The organism is Halomicrobium sp. HM KBTZ05, from assembly GCF_041530035.1.
GTDB lineage: Archaea > Halobacteriota > Halobacteria > Halobacteriales > Haloarculaceae > Halomicrobium.
This window is the reverse complement of record NZ_CP168057.1, coordinates 238,977-252,746: the sequence shown is the minus strand read 5'-3', so window position 1 is coordinate 252,746 and position 13,770 is coordinate 238,977. Positions and strand designations below refer to the sequence as shown.

Here is a 13,770-nt window from a genome sequence, read left to right as displayed (position 1 = left end):
GCAACCGCCTACATCCCCCGTTCCGTCGCCACCGCTACGAGCGGAGCAGCCACTCAAACTATGCCAGAGACACGCCAGTCCCGGATCGAGCACGCGCTCGAACTGCTCGACCGGGAAGTGACCTACGCGAGCGACGAACGGTCCGCGTTCGAGCGGTTTCGGTCCCGCGTTCGGACGCTCGATCCGACGAGTCCGAGAGACCCCGGCGTCCAGGCGGGCGGCGGTGGCGTCGTCGCCCTCGAAACGGCCGCGCCGACGGACGCTGCGGCACGCACGATTCGACAGGCCTACGACGAGACGGTCCTGTCGGTGCCACACTTCGAGGCCGAGTACGGCGAGACGCTGCGGCAGAACTTCGAGGCAGAACTGGGGACCGAGGTCACCGTCCAGGTGTTCGAGACCGGACGGGTGACGCCGCCGGTCCACGACGCCCTGCTGGCGGCCACCGAGCAGGCGATCGAAGAGCGGACGACGTACCTGGAGACGCTCCGGACCGAACGGGACTCGCTGTGTCGGGCTCGCGACCGGCTCGACGACTGCGAATCGCGGGCGGCCGAGCTCGGGGCACGGCTCACGGCGGCGGACAGCCCCGATCGCAGCGGGATCGACGACCAGTTGCAGTCACTCGAAGCGGTCTGTGAGGACGTGGCCCAGACCAGGCAGGAACTGCTCCACGGCCGTTCGACCGCACAGCTGGTCGGCATCTCCGGGGAGACCCTCGTCCAGTTCCTCTATGCGGAGTGTACGGCGACGTGTCCGGTGCTGGCCGACGCCGCCGACTGCATCGAGACGATCCGACACCAGCGTCGGCGGAGTCTCACGCTGCCGGCCGTCACGTCCTGACCCGCGTCGCGGCCTGTGGGCACCGTGGCCAGCGACTCACCGCTCGGGGTGGCACGGGCCGTCGAAGCCGCCGCGGACGAGGGGCTTGGCGACGTGACGCCGCGCCACCGGCGGGACCTCGTACCAGCCGGGCTCGATCGCTCGGGCCAGCGAGCGCTCGACCTTGCCGTCGCGGTGGGTGTCACAGTCTCGACAGCGGTAACCCTGATCGCGCCCGGCGCTGCTCATCGATCGGCCGCACGCCGGACACTCCGGTGTCACCAGTTCCGTCTGGACGGGATCACGCAGCGCGAACTTCTCCAGTTTGAGCGTGCCGTCGCCGACCTCGCCACAGACCGTCAGCACGTCGCCGGGACGGAGCGCCCGGACCCGGTCCCGGAAGCGCTTGGTCGGCTCGAAGGCCGCACACTCGACCGTCGCGTCCCCGTCGGCCAGTGTGAGGAAGACGTGGCCACCTTCCCGCGTTTCCGGTGGCTCGACCACGGTCCCGTCGGTCCGGTAGGCACTGCCGTCGGTCAGCGCGTCCAGCGGGGCCGACCGGAGGTGAGCGTCGGTCCCCTGATTCGTCACAAAGGTCCGCGTCCGGTCGACCGGTTCGCCGTCGATCGCCGCCGCGACGCTGCGACAGGCCTCTGGATCGTCGCCGCGGATGCCGTAGAGGATCGGACACGGCGTCCGGGGGACACAGACCGGATATCCCGACGCGTGATCGACGGTGTCCCAGACCGTCGGGTAGTGGCGGTCGGCGGCGGCGAAGACGGAGTCGGCGTCGACGGAGCGCTCGGTTCCCCAGCGGTCGCGCTCGCGGTAGGCGATGTGCTCGTACGTCCAGTCCTCGAAGGCCCGCCAGGCACCGACCGCGGCGAGCGCGCCGATCAGACCGCGGCCGTTGCCGACGGCCGTCGACTCGAAGCCGGCGTCGGCGATCCGTCGGCGGGCCGTCTCGACGTCGAGTAGCTCGTGGACGGCAGCCTCGGCGTGGTCGGCGGCGGCCTCGGGGACGGCCGCCGGATCACAGTCCGCGACGACCAGTCCGGGGTTCGTCCGGGGATCGTCGGCCGCCATGGCGAGTGCGTCGGCCCCGAGATCGAGTGCGCGATCGGCGGACACGTCACAGTGGACCGCCAGCGCGGCGTTGCCGCGGGTCTTGTGCTCGACGGCGGGGTCGAGTCGGACCAGCAGCGTCCGCTGGACCGACCCGCCCGCGGCCTCGATGCGCTCTGCCAGCCGCGTGGCTGCGAACGTCGTACACATCCCCTCGGTGCGGGAGTCGGTGTCGTCGAGGCCGATGACCGTCACGCCGTCGGCTACGCTACGGGACACTTTCGGCGTTTCGACTGTCGGTGAGCCCGCAAGCGCGTCGACCTGTCGTCGAGTAGACGAGAACTGGAGATACAGCCGTCCTATCCCGGCGCAACGCATATATGCAGCGAATATCTTGTGTTATAGAGAGGGACAGAGTACTATGTCACGGTCGGCACTGGTCGAGAACGTCACGGCGATGCTGGAAGACGCTGGCTTCCTCGTCAGCGACCGGTGTGCGATTCGGCCGAAGAGCTTCGACGTTGCAGCGCGGCGCGGGGAGGACGTGTTGCTGGTGAAGATCCTGGGCAACATCGACGCGTTCGACGCCATGACCGGCGCGGAGATGCGACGCCTGGGGACCTACCTGAACGCGACGCCGATGGTCGTCGGCCTCCGGACCCGCGACGAGGAACTCAAACCCGGCGTCGTCTACTTCAGGCACGGCGTCCCAGTGCTGTCGCCGGACACGGCGATGGACCTGTTCGTCGAGGAGGTCCCGCCGCTGATCTACGCCGCGCCGGGCGGGCTGTACGTCAACATCGACAGCGAGGTGCTCGCGGACGCCCGCGAGGAACGGGACTGGTCGCTGGGGCGACTCGCAAAGGAACTGGGCGTCTCCCGCCGGACCGTCTCGAAGTACGAGGACGGGATGGACGCCTCCGTCGACGTGGCCGCCGAGCTCGAAGAGCTGTTCGACGCGCCGCTCACGTCGCCGGTCAGCGTCCTCGAGGGAGCCGAAGCCGTCCGAGAGGAGGACGACACCCCCGACGACCCGGACATCGATCCGGCCGACGAGTCGCTCGTGACGGTCTTTACCCGGATCGGCTTCGAGGTCCACCCGACGGATCGAGCGCCGTTCAAGACCGTCTCCGAGAACGAGCACGAGCGCCAGCAGGTCCTGACCGGTCGCTCGGAGTTCACCAAGACCGCCGAGAAGCGCGCCCGGATCATGTCCTCGGTCGGCGAGGTCACCCAGACCCGCTCGATCTACGTGGTCGACGAACTCAAGCGGGAGTCCGTCGACGGCACCGCCATCATCGAGGAGTCGGAGATGGAGGCCATCGACGACGCCGACGACCTGCGGGACCTGATCATGGAACGGGGCGACGATCCGGAAGAAGTGGCCTGACGACGCCGTCCTCGTCGCCTGCCCTCCTGTCGAGAAATCGCCAGCTCACCAGCGGATAGACCGCGAGTGCTGGCCAGCGTCTGGACGCTACTGTCCGATAAATAGTAGCGAATAGCATTAATTTATCCCAATACGAAATATTATTATCCCTCAGCCACACTCGTCGATCGTGTCAATGAGGCGGAGGCAAGCACTCAAATCGGTCGGGGCTGGTCTGACAATCACCAGTGGACTGTTGGGACTGAGCGGATCGGCCGCGGCTTCACAGAACCGGATCCAGTGTACAGTCACGGAGCAAAACGGCGTCCGGACGAAGTTCCAGATGTCGCTCGACGACGGCTCGTTCCTCGACTATCCAGACGACTGGGAGGCAGAGGACGGCACCCTGATCGGGACACTCGACGGCGAGAGCGAGACGTTCGCGATGCAGGCCGGGTACGGTGGCGGTCTGATGCAGCGCATGGGCTTCGACGACACCGGCAGTCGGGGCAGCGCTTCGGTCATCTTTGATCCAGCGTATGCCGACTCGTGCGTGAGCGGTTTCACCGGCAGCGGCGAGGTGAGCGTACGAGAAGAAGCCGGGAACCGCGCGAAGTATCAACTCCGAACGAACGCGGGGATCGCAGAGAAGCCAGTGGTAGCGCCACACGACGGCAATTCCGGAGACAGCGCGGCGGGTGTGGTGAAAGGCGGCCGGGACGACTACCAGACGCGTGGCTACATCGACCACGTCGCCGTGGGGTTGAACAGTTCGACCGTGACGCTGCTGCGAGAGCAGTTCGACCCCACGGACTGCGACAGACTGATCGGCTGATCTCGTCCGTCGTCGATATTTCGCCGCTCGGGATGGCGACGATCGTGACGCGGTGACAGCCGGCAGTGGCGCGCCGCCGTACGTCTCTTCGAGGTACTCGACGATGTCAGACCCACCGTTTCCGCCTCGGGTCCGGTCACGCCGTTCCCGGACCGCTCGTCGCAAAACGTGGGCGAAAAGACCGTCCACTCGCTTCGCTCGTGGACGAAGACACTCCTTACGCTGCGCCGCCGTACGTCTCTTCTAAGTACTCGACGATATCAGACCCACCGTTTCCGCCTCGGGTCCGGTCACGCCGTTCCCGGACCGCTCGTCGCAAAACGTGGGCGAAAAGACCGTCCACTCGCTTCGCTCGTGGCCGAAGAGAATTCCTTACGCTGCGCCGCCGTACGTCTCTTCTAAGTACTCGACGATGTCGTCGGACTCGGACATTCCGTCGACGCCGTTGTCGGGATCGACCAGGACCGGGACGCCGGTCTGGCCCGAGACCTCCTCGACCTCAGTGCGCTCGTCGTGGGAGCGCGGGACCATGTGTGACTCGTAGTCGAGGTCGAGTTCGTCGAGTTTGTCGACCACTTTCGCGCAATAGGGGCAGCCTTCCAGTTCGTACAGTTCGAGGTTCGTCATCGAGAGAGGGTAGAAGCTCGCGGTATATCAGGACCACGGTGGTGTGTGGCGTCCGGACACAGCCACGCCGGCAGCGCCGAATCGCCAGCGAGAGCCACGCCGATCAGAGCTGGCCCGCGAGGAGCCCGCTCGTGCGGACGAAGAAGTAGAAGACGAACGCGGCCGCGAGGACCCACTGGCCGGCGTGGACGTCGCTGGCTTCGCCCTGTGCCGCTTTGACGATCGGGTAGGAGATGATGCCGGCGGCGATACCGTAGGAGATCGAGTAGGTGAAGGGCATGATGAACATCGTCAGGCCGGCCGGAACCGACTGGGAGAGGTCCGACCAGTCGATGTCGGTGATGTTGGCGAGCATCAGCACCGCCACGACCACGAGCGCGATGTGGGAGGCGTGCAGCGGCACCGCCGCGGCGAGTGGCACGAGCGCCAGCGAGGCGAGAAAGAGGAGGGCGACGACGAGGGCCGTCAGTCCCGTCCGACCACCCTCCTCGACGCCGGTCGAGGACTCGATGTAGGTCGTCACCGTCGAGGTGCCGATGATCCCGCCGACGGTCGTCCCGACCGCGTCGGCCATCAGCGGCCGGTCGATGTCGGGGAGGTTGCCGTCCTCGTCGAGGAAGCCCGCGATCTGGGAGACGCCGGTCAGCGTCCCGGCGGTGTCGAAGAAGTCCACGAAGAAGAACGTGAACACGATCAGCGAGAAGCCCAGCGCGTCGACGTTCGAGAACCCGCGGAGGAACGCGCCGATCAGCGGCGTGATGTCGTACCCCGCCACCGAGTAGACCACGTCGGTCGTCCCCGTCAGTGAAGTGGGAGTGTAGAGGAAGACGCCCTCCAGCGACGGGACGGTGGGGTCGGCGGGCACGTAGCCCAGTGCGTCGGCGGCGTAGGAGGCGAGCGTCGTGACGACAATCCCGATCACGATCGAGCCGGGCACGTCGGCGGCGTACAGCGCGAACGTCAGGAACAGGCCGACGACGGAGATGATCGCGATGGGGTCGGTGGCGAAGACGGGGTTGAACTGGAGGAAGGTCGCAGGGTCGGAAGCGACGACGTGCATCGCCTCCAGCCCGATGATCGCCAGGAACAGGCCGATCCCCGCTCCGACGGCGAACTTCACCGGTTTGGGGAACAGTCTGATGATGTACTCGCGGGCACCGGCCATCGTCAGGACGATGAACAGCACGCCCTCGACGACGACGGCGGCGAGCGCCGTCTCCCAGGGGACATTGAGCCCGCGGACCACGGTGAACGCGAAGAAGGCGTTCAGGCCGAGCCCCGGTGCCTGCGCGAAGGGACGGTTGGCGTAGAACGCCATCACGAGCGTCGCGACCGCCGCGGCGATGATCGTCACGACGGTGAGCATCTGTCTGGTCTGTGCGTCGGTCCGGCCAGCGACGTCGATCGCTTGTCCCAGAATCGAGGGGTTGACGACGACGATGTAACTCATCGTCAGGAACGTCGTCAGACCGGCGAGCACCTCCGTCCGAACGTCGGTGTCGTGTTCGTCAAGTCCGAAGAATCGTTCGAATACGCCCATCTACCTGTCACTCAGTCTTGTCGCTGTTAAACGTGACGAGAACGGTGGCGACCAGTTGGCGTTTTGAGGAGTGGGCGCTCACTCGGCAGCGTCGCCGGGCCGGTCGGCCAGCAGATCCGACGCCGTCACGAGCGAAGACAGTTCGAGGTCGTGCTCGGCGAGGTTCTCGGCGGCACCCTCCTCGCGGTCGACGACGACGAGGACCCGGGAGACCGTCGCACCCGCCTCACGCAGTGCCTCGGCGGCGTCGACGGCGCTCTGGCCGGTCGTCGCGATGTCTTCGAGGATCACGACTTCCTCGCCTTCGGCGAGGTCGCCCTCGATGAGGTTGGCGGTGCCGTACTCCTTCTGTTGCTTGCGGGCGATGACGTACGGCGTGCCCGTCTCGACGCTGGTGACGGCCACCAGCGGGACCGCACCGAGTGCGACGCCCGCGAGCGTGGTGTCGTCGGCGTACCAGTCGGCCCCCGCGAGCGTCTCGGCGAAGGCCTCGCCGATCAGTGCCAGACACTCCGGGTTCGTCTCGAAGACGTACTTGTCGACGTAGTAGTCGCTGGTCCCACCGTGTGAGAGCTCGAACTCGCCGTACTTGACGGCGTCAGCGTCCCGCAGCGCGGCGATGAGTTCGTCGTTGGCCATACCGCCAGTCTGCGGTGTGGGCGCTAAAAGGCGTTGAAACGGCGTCGCGTCCGGTCGGTAGGGTCGCCCCGTACAGATTGTGTCGCCCGTTCCGGTGAACGACTTTTCCGTCCCGAGGTGGGGGAGACGATCACCGGGAAACCGCGCCGACGATCCGTATCAGTCCGCGAGCCGCCAGCCGCCGTCGGCCCACTCGATCACGTCGCGTCGCTCCATCTCGGTCAGTACCTCGTCGAGACGGTTGGGCTGGGCGATCTCCATCTGGATGCGTTCGACGCCGTGGTACTCGCGAAACAGCTGTCGCAGGTCGTCCTCGTCGTGGACTCGCTGGTCGCTCTTTGCCATCAGTCCCGAGAGGAGTTCGATCATGTCCTCGACGAAGTTCCAGGGGTAGACGACCCAGGTCCACTCTTCGAGGCGCTCGCCGACGAAGTCTGGCTCGTGCTTGCTGGTGTCGAGCAACTGGAGCGTGGCCGTCCGGACGCTGGCGGGGTCTGCCTCGCGGACGTAGTCGGCGGCGGTCTGGATCGACTCGCCGGTGTCGGCGATGTCGTCGACGACCAGCACGTCCTTGCCGGCGACGGAGTCGTCGGGCATCGGGTACTTGATCTGGGCCTCCTGGCCGGACTGGGCCGTGCCGACGTAGTGTTCGACCTTCAGACTCGTCAGGTCGTCCAGTCCGAGGAAGTCACAGAGACAGCGCCCGCCGAACCAGCCCCCGCGGGCCAGCGCGACGACCACGTCCGGTTCGAAGTCCGCGGCCTTCACGTCGTTGGCGACGTGGCGACACAGGCCGTAGATGTACTCCCAGTTGGTGATGGTACACGAGAACTCCTCGGGGAGATCGCTCATACACGACCTGCGTGTGCGGGCGACCTTAAGCCGATTGCAACGGGTAGCGACCGCGAACGCTGTCGTCACTCCGGCGTCGGAGCGGGCGCGCGCGGCAGGACGACGGTGATCGTGTTGCCCGTCTCGTCGCTGGTGACGAACTCGACCCGACCGTCCGAGAGGTCGACGATCCAGTACACCAGCCACAGCCCCAGCCCGGTGCTGTGGTACACGTCGCTCATCGGTTTGTCGCCGGTCAGTACGCGGTACTCGAACTCGGGCAGGGGCGGGCAGTCGTCGTCGATCCGGATCTCGATCTCGTCGTCGCGAACGCGTCCGGAGATCCGGACGGTCGGGGCGTCGCTCTCGGCGTGTTTGACGGCGTTCTCGATCAGTTCCGAGAACGCGACCTCGACCTCCGAGAGCGCGCTCGCGACCAGTCCGTCGGCGAGTGTCGTCTCGATCGTGGCCGCCGGGTAGCGAACGCGGACGCTCGCGAGCGCGGCGTCGACGGCGTCTGCCACGTCGACGGTCGTCGGACAGGCGGGCGACCGAAAGAGGTGCAGCGTCTCGCGTTGCTTTTCGGTCGTCTGGAGGAGCGCCTCGCCGACCCGCCGGATGACGGCGGCCCGTTCCGGGGCGTCGACCTCGGGGTCGTCGGCGATCAGCTCCGCCTGCCCGAGGATGGTCGTCATGTCGTTGCGAATGTTGTGTCGCAGGAGGTTGTCGACGACGGCGAGCTGGCGCTCCCGGCGGTTGCGATCGGTCACGTCCCGGGTGAACCCGACGATGCGGACGACTTCCCCGTCCTCGACGATCGGCTCCGCCTGGACCCACACCCAGCGGTTGTAGTTCTCGCCCGGATTGACCCGATACTCCATGTCGACCGATTCGCCCCGAGAGAGCGCCGCCATCGACCGCTGAACCGCCGGCAGGTCCTCGGGATAGATGCAGTCGAGGAAGGCGTCCGTATCCGCCTCGATGGCGTCGATCGAGCCGCCGTAGACGGACTCGTAGGCCGGGTTGAGAAAGAGCAGCTCCGACCAGTCGCCGCTGAACATCCAGAGGACGTCGTCGGTGTTTGCCGCCAGCTCTCGCAGTCGGGTCTCGGTCTCGTCGCGCTCCCGTTCGGCCGCGATCCGGTCGGAGATGTCCCGCGTGCTGACGACGTACCCGCCCAGTTCCGAGTCCGTCAGGTTCGACATCCGACTCTCCAGCCACACCCAGCCCTCGTCGCGCTGACGGTGGCGGTACTCGACGGTCACGTCGACGAACTCGTCGTCGACGGCGATCGTCTCCTCGAAGCGGGTCCGAACGTAGTCCCGATCGGACGGGTGCATGTACTCGAAGGCGTTCTCGCCGACCAGATCGTCTGGATCGTACCCCAGGATCGACTTCGCCGCTCGATTGAGGTACTGGTAGGTCCCGTGCCGGTCGACGACGGCGATCTTGTCCTGCGCGTAGTCGAGGAGCACCCGATCGACCGGAGGGTTCATATCAGCGTGTATACACTGCGTGCGGGCAAAAGGGTGGTGGTCGTTCACATGCATCGAGATCCAGTCGTCGAAAGCGACGGAGGCGGTAGCCCTAAGCCGGTCGGCACACGAGTGCCCAGCGAGATGCACGTCTTCGGGTCCAGCGGCGTCAGAGGTGTGGCAAACGAGGAGGTGACACCAGCGTACGTCCTACAGATCGCACAGGCGACCGGCTCGGTGTGGGACGGCGACCGAATCGCGCTGGCACGAGACACGCGGACCAGCGGGGAGATGCTCGCAGACGCCGCGGCCAGCGGGCTGGCCAGCACCGGCCACGCCGTCGACCTGCTCGGCGAAGCGCCGACGCCCGCCCTCCAGGCCTACTGTGCCCGTCACGGCGTCCCCGGCATGATGATCACTGCCTCGCACAACCCGCCAGCGTACAACGGCGTCAAGCTGATCGGCGCGGACGGGGTCGAACTCGACAGGGCCGTCCTCGACGACATCGAGGATCGCCTCGAAGCCACGGAGTTCGACACCGTCCAGTGGGACGGGCTGGGCCGGACGAGGGCGGTCGACGGAGCCGGCGAAGACTACGTCACCGAAGTCCTCGACGCCGTCGATCGGACGGCGATCGGGGCGGCGGAGCTGACCGTGGTCGTGGACCCCGGCCACGGAGCCGGCTGCCACACCAGCCCGACGTTCCTGCGAGAGCTTGGCTGTACCGTCCACACCGTCAACGCCCAGCCCGACGGCCACTTCCCAGGCCGCGATCCGGAACCGATCGATCCACACCTCGCCGACCTGCGGGAGTACGTCCGCACGACCGACGCCGACCTCGGCATCGCCCACGACGGCGACGCCGACCGTGCGGTGTTCGTCGACGAGACCGGGACGACGATCAACGGCGACGCCGCACTCGCGGCACTCGTCGAGGCGACCGTCGAGCCCGGCGACCACGTCGTCTCGGCGGTCAACGCCTCACAGCGCCTCGTCGACGTTGTCGAGGCCGCCGACGCCGAGCTGACGCTGACCCGGATCGGCTCGACGTACCTCATCACGCAGATCCAGCAGCTCCGAGCGGCGGGCGAGACCGTCAGCGTCGCGGGCGAGGGCAACGGCGGCATCATCTTCCCGGGCTACCGGATCGCCCGCGACGGGGCCTACACCGCCGGGAAGTTCCTCGAACTCGTCGCAGAAGAACCCGCCAGCGAGATCGCCGCCCGCTTCGACGACTACGTCAACGTCCGCGCGGCCGTCGAGTACGAAGACGAGACAGAGCGCGCGGCGATGCTCGACGCCGTCGAAGCGGCCGCCACCGAGGCCGTCGCGGACCTCGATACGACCGACGGCTACCGGCTGAAGTACGGCGACGGGTGGGTGCTTGCCCGCCCGTCCGGGACCGAGCCCGTCGTCCGGATCTACGCCGAGGCCCACACCCAGGGGCGGGCAGACGAACTGCTGTCGACTTTCGCCGACCCGATCGATCGAGTCCGCGAAGACGGGTGAGCGATCACGCCAGCGGCGACAGCTCGTCGAGCGCGTCACGGAGCGCGTCGCGCTCGGCCCGCAGGTCGGCGAGTTCGTCCGCGACCGCGCCCGTCCGGAGCCGTTCTCGCTCCGCGTCGGTCAGACGCTCGCGAGCGACGGCACTGTCTCGCAGCCGATCGTAGTCCGACCGGCGAGTGAGCGCCCGGACGGCCCGCAGGTCGCTCACCACGTCCGGGGCGAACCGGGCGACGACCGAGATCCGTTCGTTGCACTGCCAGCGCAGCGTGTCGGCGGCGGGCGGGGGCCAGCCGACGGTCAGGGGGTCGGCGTCGAGCCGTTCGAGGTAGGTCTGGCGGGTCGCGACGGACCGCTTGAGGGCGTCGGCGTCCGCGACGTAGTGGTCCAGCTTCGACTGCGAGTACGCCGCGTACGCGAGCAGCTTCGGGATCGGCTCGGTGCCCGCCTCGTGGCCGTGGACGTACGCCAGCAGGTCCTCGGGCGGTTCGCGAAACGGGACCAGCGGGTACAGCGCCGTCGTCTCGACGAAGTCGAGTACCTCGCGGGCCGACGCGTTCGATCGGAAGGCGTCGAACGCGTCGGTGACGGCCTCGTCGTAGCGCTCGATGGGCTCGCGGAGCCGCTCGGTCGGCGCGTCGAGGTCGGCCTCGCCAAGTTCGACCAGGCGCTCGCGGTCGTCGATCTGGTCCCCGACGGTGTCGAGGCGACGCCGCGCGGCGCGTCTGGCCTCCCGGTAGCGCTCGCGGGCGTCCTCCCACTCGACGAGGGGGTCGACCGTCTCCGCGGCGGCGTCGATGCGCTCGCGGACGGCCGCGAAGTCGTCCTCGGTGAGCCGGCGCTGCTGGAGGCGCTCGTCGATCTCCTCGAAGACGGTCCGCTCTGGCAGTTCCTCGTCGAGGTCGTTCGTGAAGTGGGCGATCCGGTCCTGGAACTCGATGAAGGCCGCGAAGTCGCCGTCGCCGGTCGCCCGACCCTCGTACTCCGTCAGCAGCGCACGAAGCTCCTCGCAGGCCGTCCGGAGGGCCCGGAGCGCGTCCTCGCCGACCGCATCCACGCGCTCGCGGGCCGCCCGCCGGTCGGCGTCGGCCCGCCGGAGTCGCGTGACCGCGTCAGCGTCGGTCATCTACTCGTAGACGTCGTCGGGATCGAACACCTGCTCACCGACGACCTCGCCGTCGACCGTACGGTGGAAACAGGAGCGGTAGCCGGTGTGACAGGCACCGCCCTCCTGGTCGACCAGGTAGAGGATCGCGTCGCCGTCACAGTCCATCCGGATCTCCTCGATTCGCTGCGTGTGGCCGCTGGACCCGCCCTTCTTCCAGAGTTCGTCGCGGCTGCGCGAGTAGTAGTGAGCGTAGCCGGTCTCGCGAGAGCGTTCCAGGGCCGCCTCGGAGACGTACGCGAGCATCACGACCTCGCCGGTGTCGGCGTCCTGTGCGACCGCCGGCAGGAGGTCCTGTTCGTCGAAGGCGAGTTCGCCGTCGCTCATGAGCGGGCGAACGCGTGTCCGCCGCATAGGTCTTCTGCTAGCCCAGCCCCAGCGTCCTGAGCAACGACACCAGCACGTCGCCGTAGGTAACCGAGAGGAGGAGTCCGGCGAAAGTCGGCACGAGGAACGGGATACCCGGCGAGATCCACACCTCGTCCTCGGCGGCGATCACGTCGAGACCGTCACGCAGCCCCGCGGGCGTGGTACCGTACGCTCCGTCGACGTCGTCGAGGAACGCCTCGGCCCCCCAGGGATCGTCGTGGTCGGTGGGCGAGGGGTCGGGTGCCGTGCCGCCGTCGGTCCGAATGTTCCCGTCCCCGACCTCGCCGGGGACCGCCGGCAGGCTGTCGGGGTCCCGGTGGGCCGCCGGATCGGCGCGCAGATCGGCCAGCGTACAGTCTCGCCAGCGCAGATACATCCGGAGGGCGTCGAGGTCGAGCCCGCGGCGGGTGAAGCCGTCGGGCGTCTCCAGCAGGAGGCCGTACTCCTCGATCAACGCCGGCGTCGCGACGGGCTTGCCGATCACCATCGGGAGCCCGACGCGACCGCGAGCGAGGTTCGAGACGGCGACGCCGACCGGATACAGCGCCCCCGCGACGACCGTGTTCGAGAGGATCGTCAGCGAGAACACGCCGATCGCGGGCTGGAAGGTCGGCAGCGTCGTCGTCGGCAGGTAGTAGATCGGGTAGGCGGGAAAGAGCAGTGCCAGCACGTAGAACGCCTTCGTGTCGGCCCCGCCGAAGCTGCCCATGTACCAGAACGCCGTCACCAGCGGGACGATGAACCCGAGGCTGATCGCCGCCTGCAAGAAGAACAGTCGGTCGCCGCCGACGTACGCACCGTACCCGTCCCAGACGAGCAACACGACCGCGAGCGCCGCGAGCGGGAGCCATGCCCTGGTCGGGACCCGCCGTGTCTTGACGTCGCGATAGGCCGCCCACCCGAACACGGGGATCGCGACGAGTCGGAGGAGATCCGAGGCCGGTGCCGCCACCCCGATTCCGGGGACGGTAACGAGACTGTCGAACGTCGAGGATAACACGAGCGGTGGATATCGGCCCACAAAGATATCACTTGCGGGGAGAAAGCGGGGTCGTTACCCCCAGGCCATCCGTGGCCGAGAACAGCAGGTCCTCAGATGACGCGGTTCTGCAGGTAGTCGAGGTGCTTCGCGTTGTACACGATCTTGACCTCGTCGGCGTCGGGGCTGCCGATGCAGGTCAGACGGACGTTCTTCTCCTCGACTTCCTCGTCGGAGAGGATCTGCTGCATGTCCATGTCGATCTCGCCTTCGACGACGATGGCTGCGCAGTTGGCACAGGCACCGGCGCGACACGAGAAGGGCCAGTCGTAGCCCTGGGCTTCAGCGGCTTCGAGGATGTACTCGCCCTCGTTGACTTCGAGCGTGCCGTAGTCCTCGTCCGAGAGGTCGGCGTCGGCGGCGTCTTCGAAGACGCCGTCGTCGTACATGTCCCAGCCTTTGTCGTCCACTACTTCGTAGTTGAGGTACTCAACTGTGGGCATCACCTGTTCGGTTGGCCCCCCGCACTGTTAGACTTTGCTGTTCCG

Annotated in this window: 14 protein-coding genes; 4 read left to right on the top strand and 10 right to left on the bottom strand. The window is 67.5% G+C overall.

The genetic code is table 11. The features are described 5' to 3' along the window. Positions 1-60: 60 nt before the first annotated feature. Positions 61-843 (top strand): hypothetical protein, encoded by a 783-nt coding sequence (locus ACAH01_RS01350; RefSeq protein WP_170092969.1) that lies wholly within the window; start codon positions 61-63, stop codon positions 841-843. 36 nt (positions 844-879) lie between these two features. Here ACAH01_RS01350 and ACAH01_RS01345 read toward each other — a convergent pair whose 3' ends face one another. Continuing rightward, complete coding sequence (locus tag ACAH01_RS01345) at positions 880-2,142, bottom strand: DUF1743 domain-containing protein (RefSeq protein ID WP_372479999.1); 1,263 nt, start codon at positions 2,140-2,142, stop codon at positions 880-882. 166 nt (positions 2,143-2,308) lie between these two features. Between ACAH01_RS01345 and ACAH01_RS01340 the strand changes: the two genes are divergently transcribed. Then, positions 2,309-3,277, top strand: a complete 969-nt coding sequence (locus ACAH01_RS01340) for a transcriptional regulator (RefSeq protein WP_372479998.1) — start codon at positions 2,309-2,311, stop codon at positions 3,275-3,277. A gap of 322 nt (positions 3,278-3,599) precedes the next feature. Continuing rightward, positions 3,600-4,091: a hypothetical protein gene (locus tag ACAH01_RS01335; RefSeq protein WP_372479997.1), complete on the top strand. Its 492-nt coding sequence runs from the start codon at positions 3,600-3,602 to the stop codon at positions 4,089-4,091. 372 nt (positions 4,092-4,463) lie between these two features. Here the strand turns inward: ACAH01_RS01335 and ACAH01_RS01330 are convergent, their stop codons facing one another. From ACAH01_RS01330 to ACAH01_RS01310, 5 genes are all read right to left on the bottom strand, one after another. Further along, positions 4,464-4,718, bottom strand: a complete 255-nt coding sequence (locus ACAH01_RS01330; protein WP_372479996.1) for a glutathione S-transferase N-terminal domain-containing protein — start codon at positions 4,716-4,718, stop codon at positions 4,464-4,466. 103 nt (positions 4,719-4,821) lie between these two features. Beyond that, the gene (locus ACAH01_RS01325; RefSeq protein ID WP_372479995.1) at positions 4,822-6,258 is read right to left on the bottom strand and encodes an NCS2 family permease; all 1,437 of its coding nucleotides are present in this window, start codon (positions 6,256-6,258) and stop codon (positions 4,822-4,824) included. Between the two features lie 78 nt (positions 6,259-6,336). Further along, entirely contained in the window at positions 6,337-6,897 is a 561-nt protein-coding gene (gene pyrE / locus ACAH01_RS01320; protein ID WP_372479993.1) for an orotate phosphoribosyltransferase, read from the bottom strand. A gap of 159 nt (positions 6,898-7,056) precedes the next feature. Beyond that, on the bottom strand, positions 7,057-7,749 hold the full coding sequence (locus ACAH01_RS01315) for a phosphoribosyltransferase (RefSeq protein WP_170092973.1): 693 nt from the start codon (positions 7,747-7,749) through the stop codon (positions 7,057-7,059). Positions 7,750-7,814: 65 nt separating this feature from the next. Then, complete coding sequence (locus ACAH01_RS01310; RefSeq protein ID WP_170092974.1) at positions 7,815-9,224, bottom strand: PAS domain S-box protein; 1,410 nt, start codon at positions 9,222-9,224, stop codon at positions 7,815-7,817. Positions 9,225-9,347: 123 nt separating this feature from the next. Between ACAH01_RS01310 and glmM the strand changes: the two genes are divergently transcribed. After that, on the top strand, positions 9,348-10,712 hold the full coding sequence (glmM, locus tag ACAH01_RS01305) for a phosphoglucosamine mutase (protein ID WP_372480818.1): 1,365 nt from the start codon (positions 9,348-9,350) through the stop codon (positions 10,710-10,712). Positions 10,713-10,716: 4 nt separating this feature from the next. On the opposite strand, the gene ACAH01_RS01300 is transcribed toward glmM, so the two are convergent. The 4 genes from ACAH01_RS01300 to fer form a co-directional block, all read right to left on the bottom strand. Beyond that, entirely contained in the window at positions 10,717-11,835 is a 1,119-nt protein-coding gene (locus ACAH01_RS01300; protein WP_372479991.1) for a hypothetical protein, read from the bottom strand. Further along, positions 11,836-12,201 (bottom strand): phosphoribosyl-AMP cyclohydrolase, encoded by a 366-nt coding sequence (gene hisI, locus ACAH01_RS01295; RefSeq protein ID WP_153552239.1) that lies wholly within the window; start codon positions 12,199-12,201, stop codon positions 11,836-11,838. Positions 12,202-12,238: 37 nt separating this feature from the next. After that, positions 12,239-13,243, bottom strand: a complete 1,005-nt coding sequence (locus ACAH01_RS01290; RefSeq protein WP_372479989.1) for a prepilin peptidase — start codon at positions 13,241-13,243, stop codon at positions 12,239-12,241. A 92-nt stretch (positions 13,244-13,335) separates the two neighbouring features. Beyond that, positions 13,336-13,725: a ferredoxin Fer gene (gene fer, locus ACAH01_RS01285; RefSeq protein WP_015761835.1), complete on the bottom strand. Its 390-nt coding sequence runs from the start codon at positions 13,723-13,725 to the stop codon at positions 13,336-13,338. Positions 13,726-13,770: the final 45 nt, after the last annotated feature.

Excerpts from the sequence above, each read along its gene's own strand:
- ACAH01_RS01350 (WP_170092969.1), top strand. The coding sequence starts at position 61 with ATGCCAGAGACACGCCAGTCCCGGATCGAGCACGCGCTCGAACTGCTC.
- ACAH01_RS01325 (WP_372479995.1), bottom strand. The coding sequence starts at position 6,258 with ATGGGCGTATTCGAACGATTCTTCGGACTTGACGAACACGACACCGAC.
- ACAH01_RS01315 (WP_170092973.1), bottom strand. The coding sequence starts at position 7,749 with ATGAGCGATCTCCCCGAGGAGTTCTCGTGTACCATCACCAACTGGGAG.
- fer (WP_015761835.1), bottom strand. The coding sequence starts at position 13,725 with ATGCCCACAGTTGAGTACCTCAACTACGAAGTAGTGGACGACAAAGGC.
- ACAH01_RS01335 (WP_372479997.1), top strand. The coding sequence starts at position 3,600 with ATGTCGCTCGACGACGGCTCGTTCCTCGACTATCCAGACGACTGGGAG.
- ACAH01_RS01330 (WP_372479996.1), bottom strand. The coding sequence starts at position 4,718 with ATGACGAACCTCGAACTGTACGAACTGGAAGGCTGCCCCTATTGCGCG.
- ACAH01_RS01300 (WP_372479991.1), bottom strand. The coding sequence starts at position 11,835 with ATGACCGACGCTGACGCGGTCACGCGACTCCGGCGGGCCGACGCCGAC.
- ACAH01_RS01310 (WP_170092974.1), bottom strand. The coding sequence starts at position 9,224 with ATGAACCCTCCGGTCGATCGGGTGCTCCTCGACTACGCGCAGGACAAG.
- pyrE (WP_372479993.1), bottom strand. The coding sequence starts at position 6,897 with ATGGCCAACGACGAACTCATCGCCGCGCTGCGGGACGCTGACGCCGTC.
- ACAH01_RS01340 (WP_372479998.1), top strand. The coding sequence starts at position 2,309 with ATGTCACGGTCGGCACTGGTCGAGAACGTCACGGCGATGCTGGAAGAC.
- glmM (WP_372480818.1), top strand. The coding sequence starts at position 9,348 with ATGCACGTCTTCGGGTCCAGCGGCGTCAGAGGTGTGGCAAACGAGGAG.
- hisI (WP_153552239.1), bottom strand. The coding sequence starts at position 12,201 with ATGAGCGACGGCGAACTCGCCTTCGACGAACAGGACCTCCTGCCGGCG.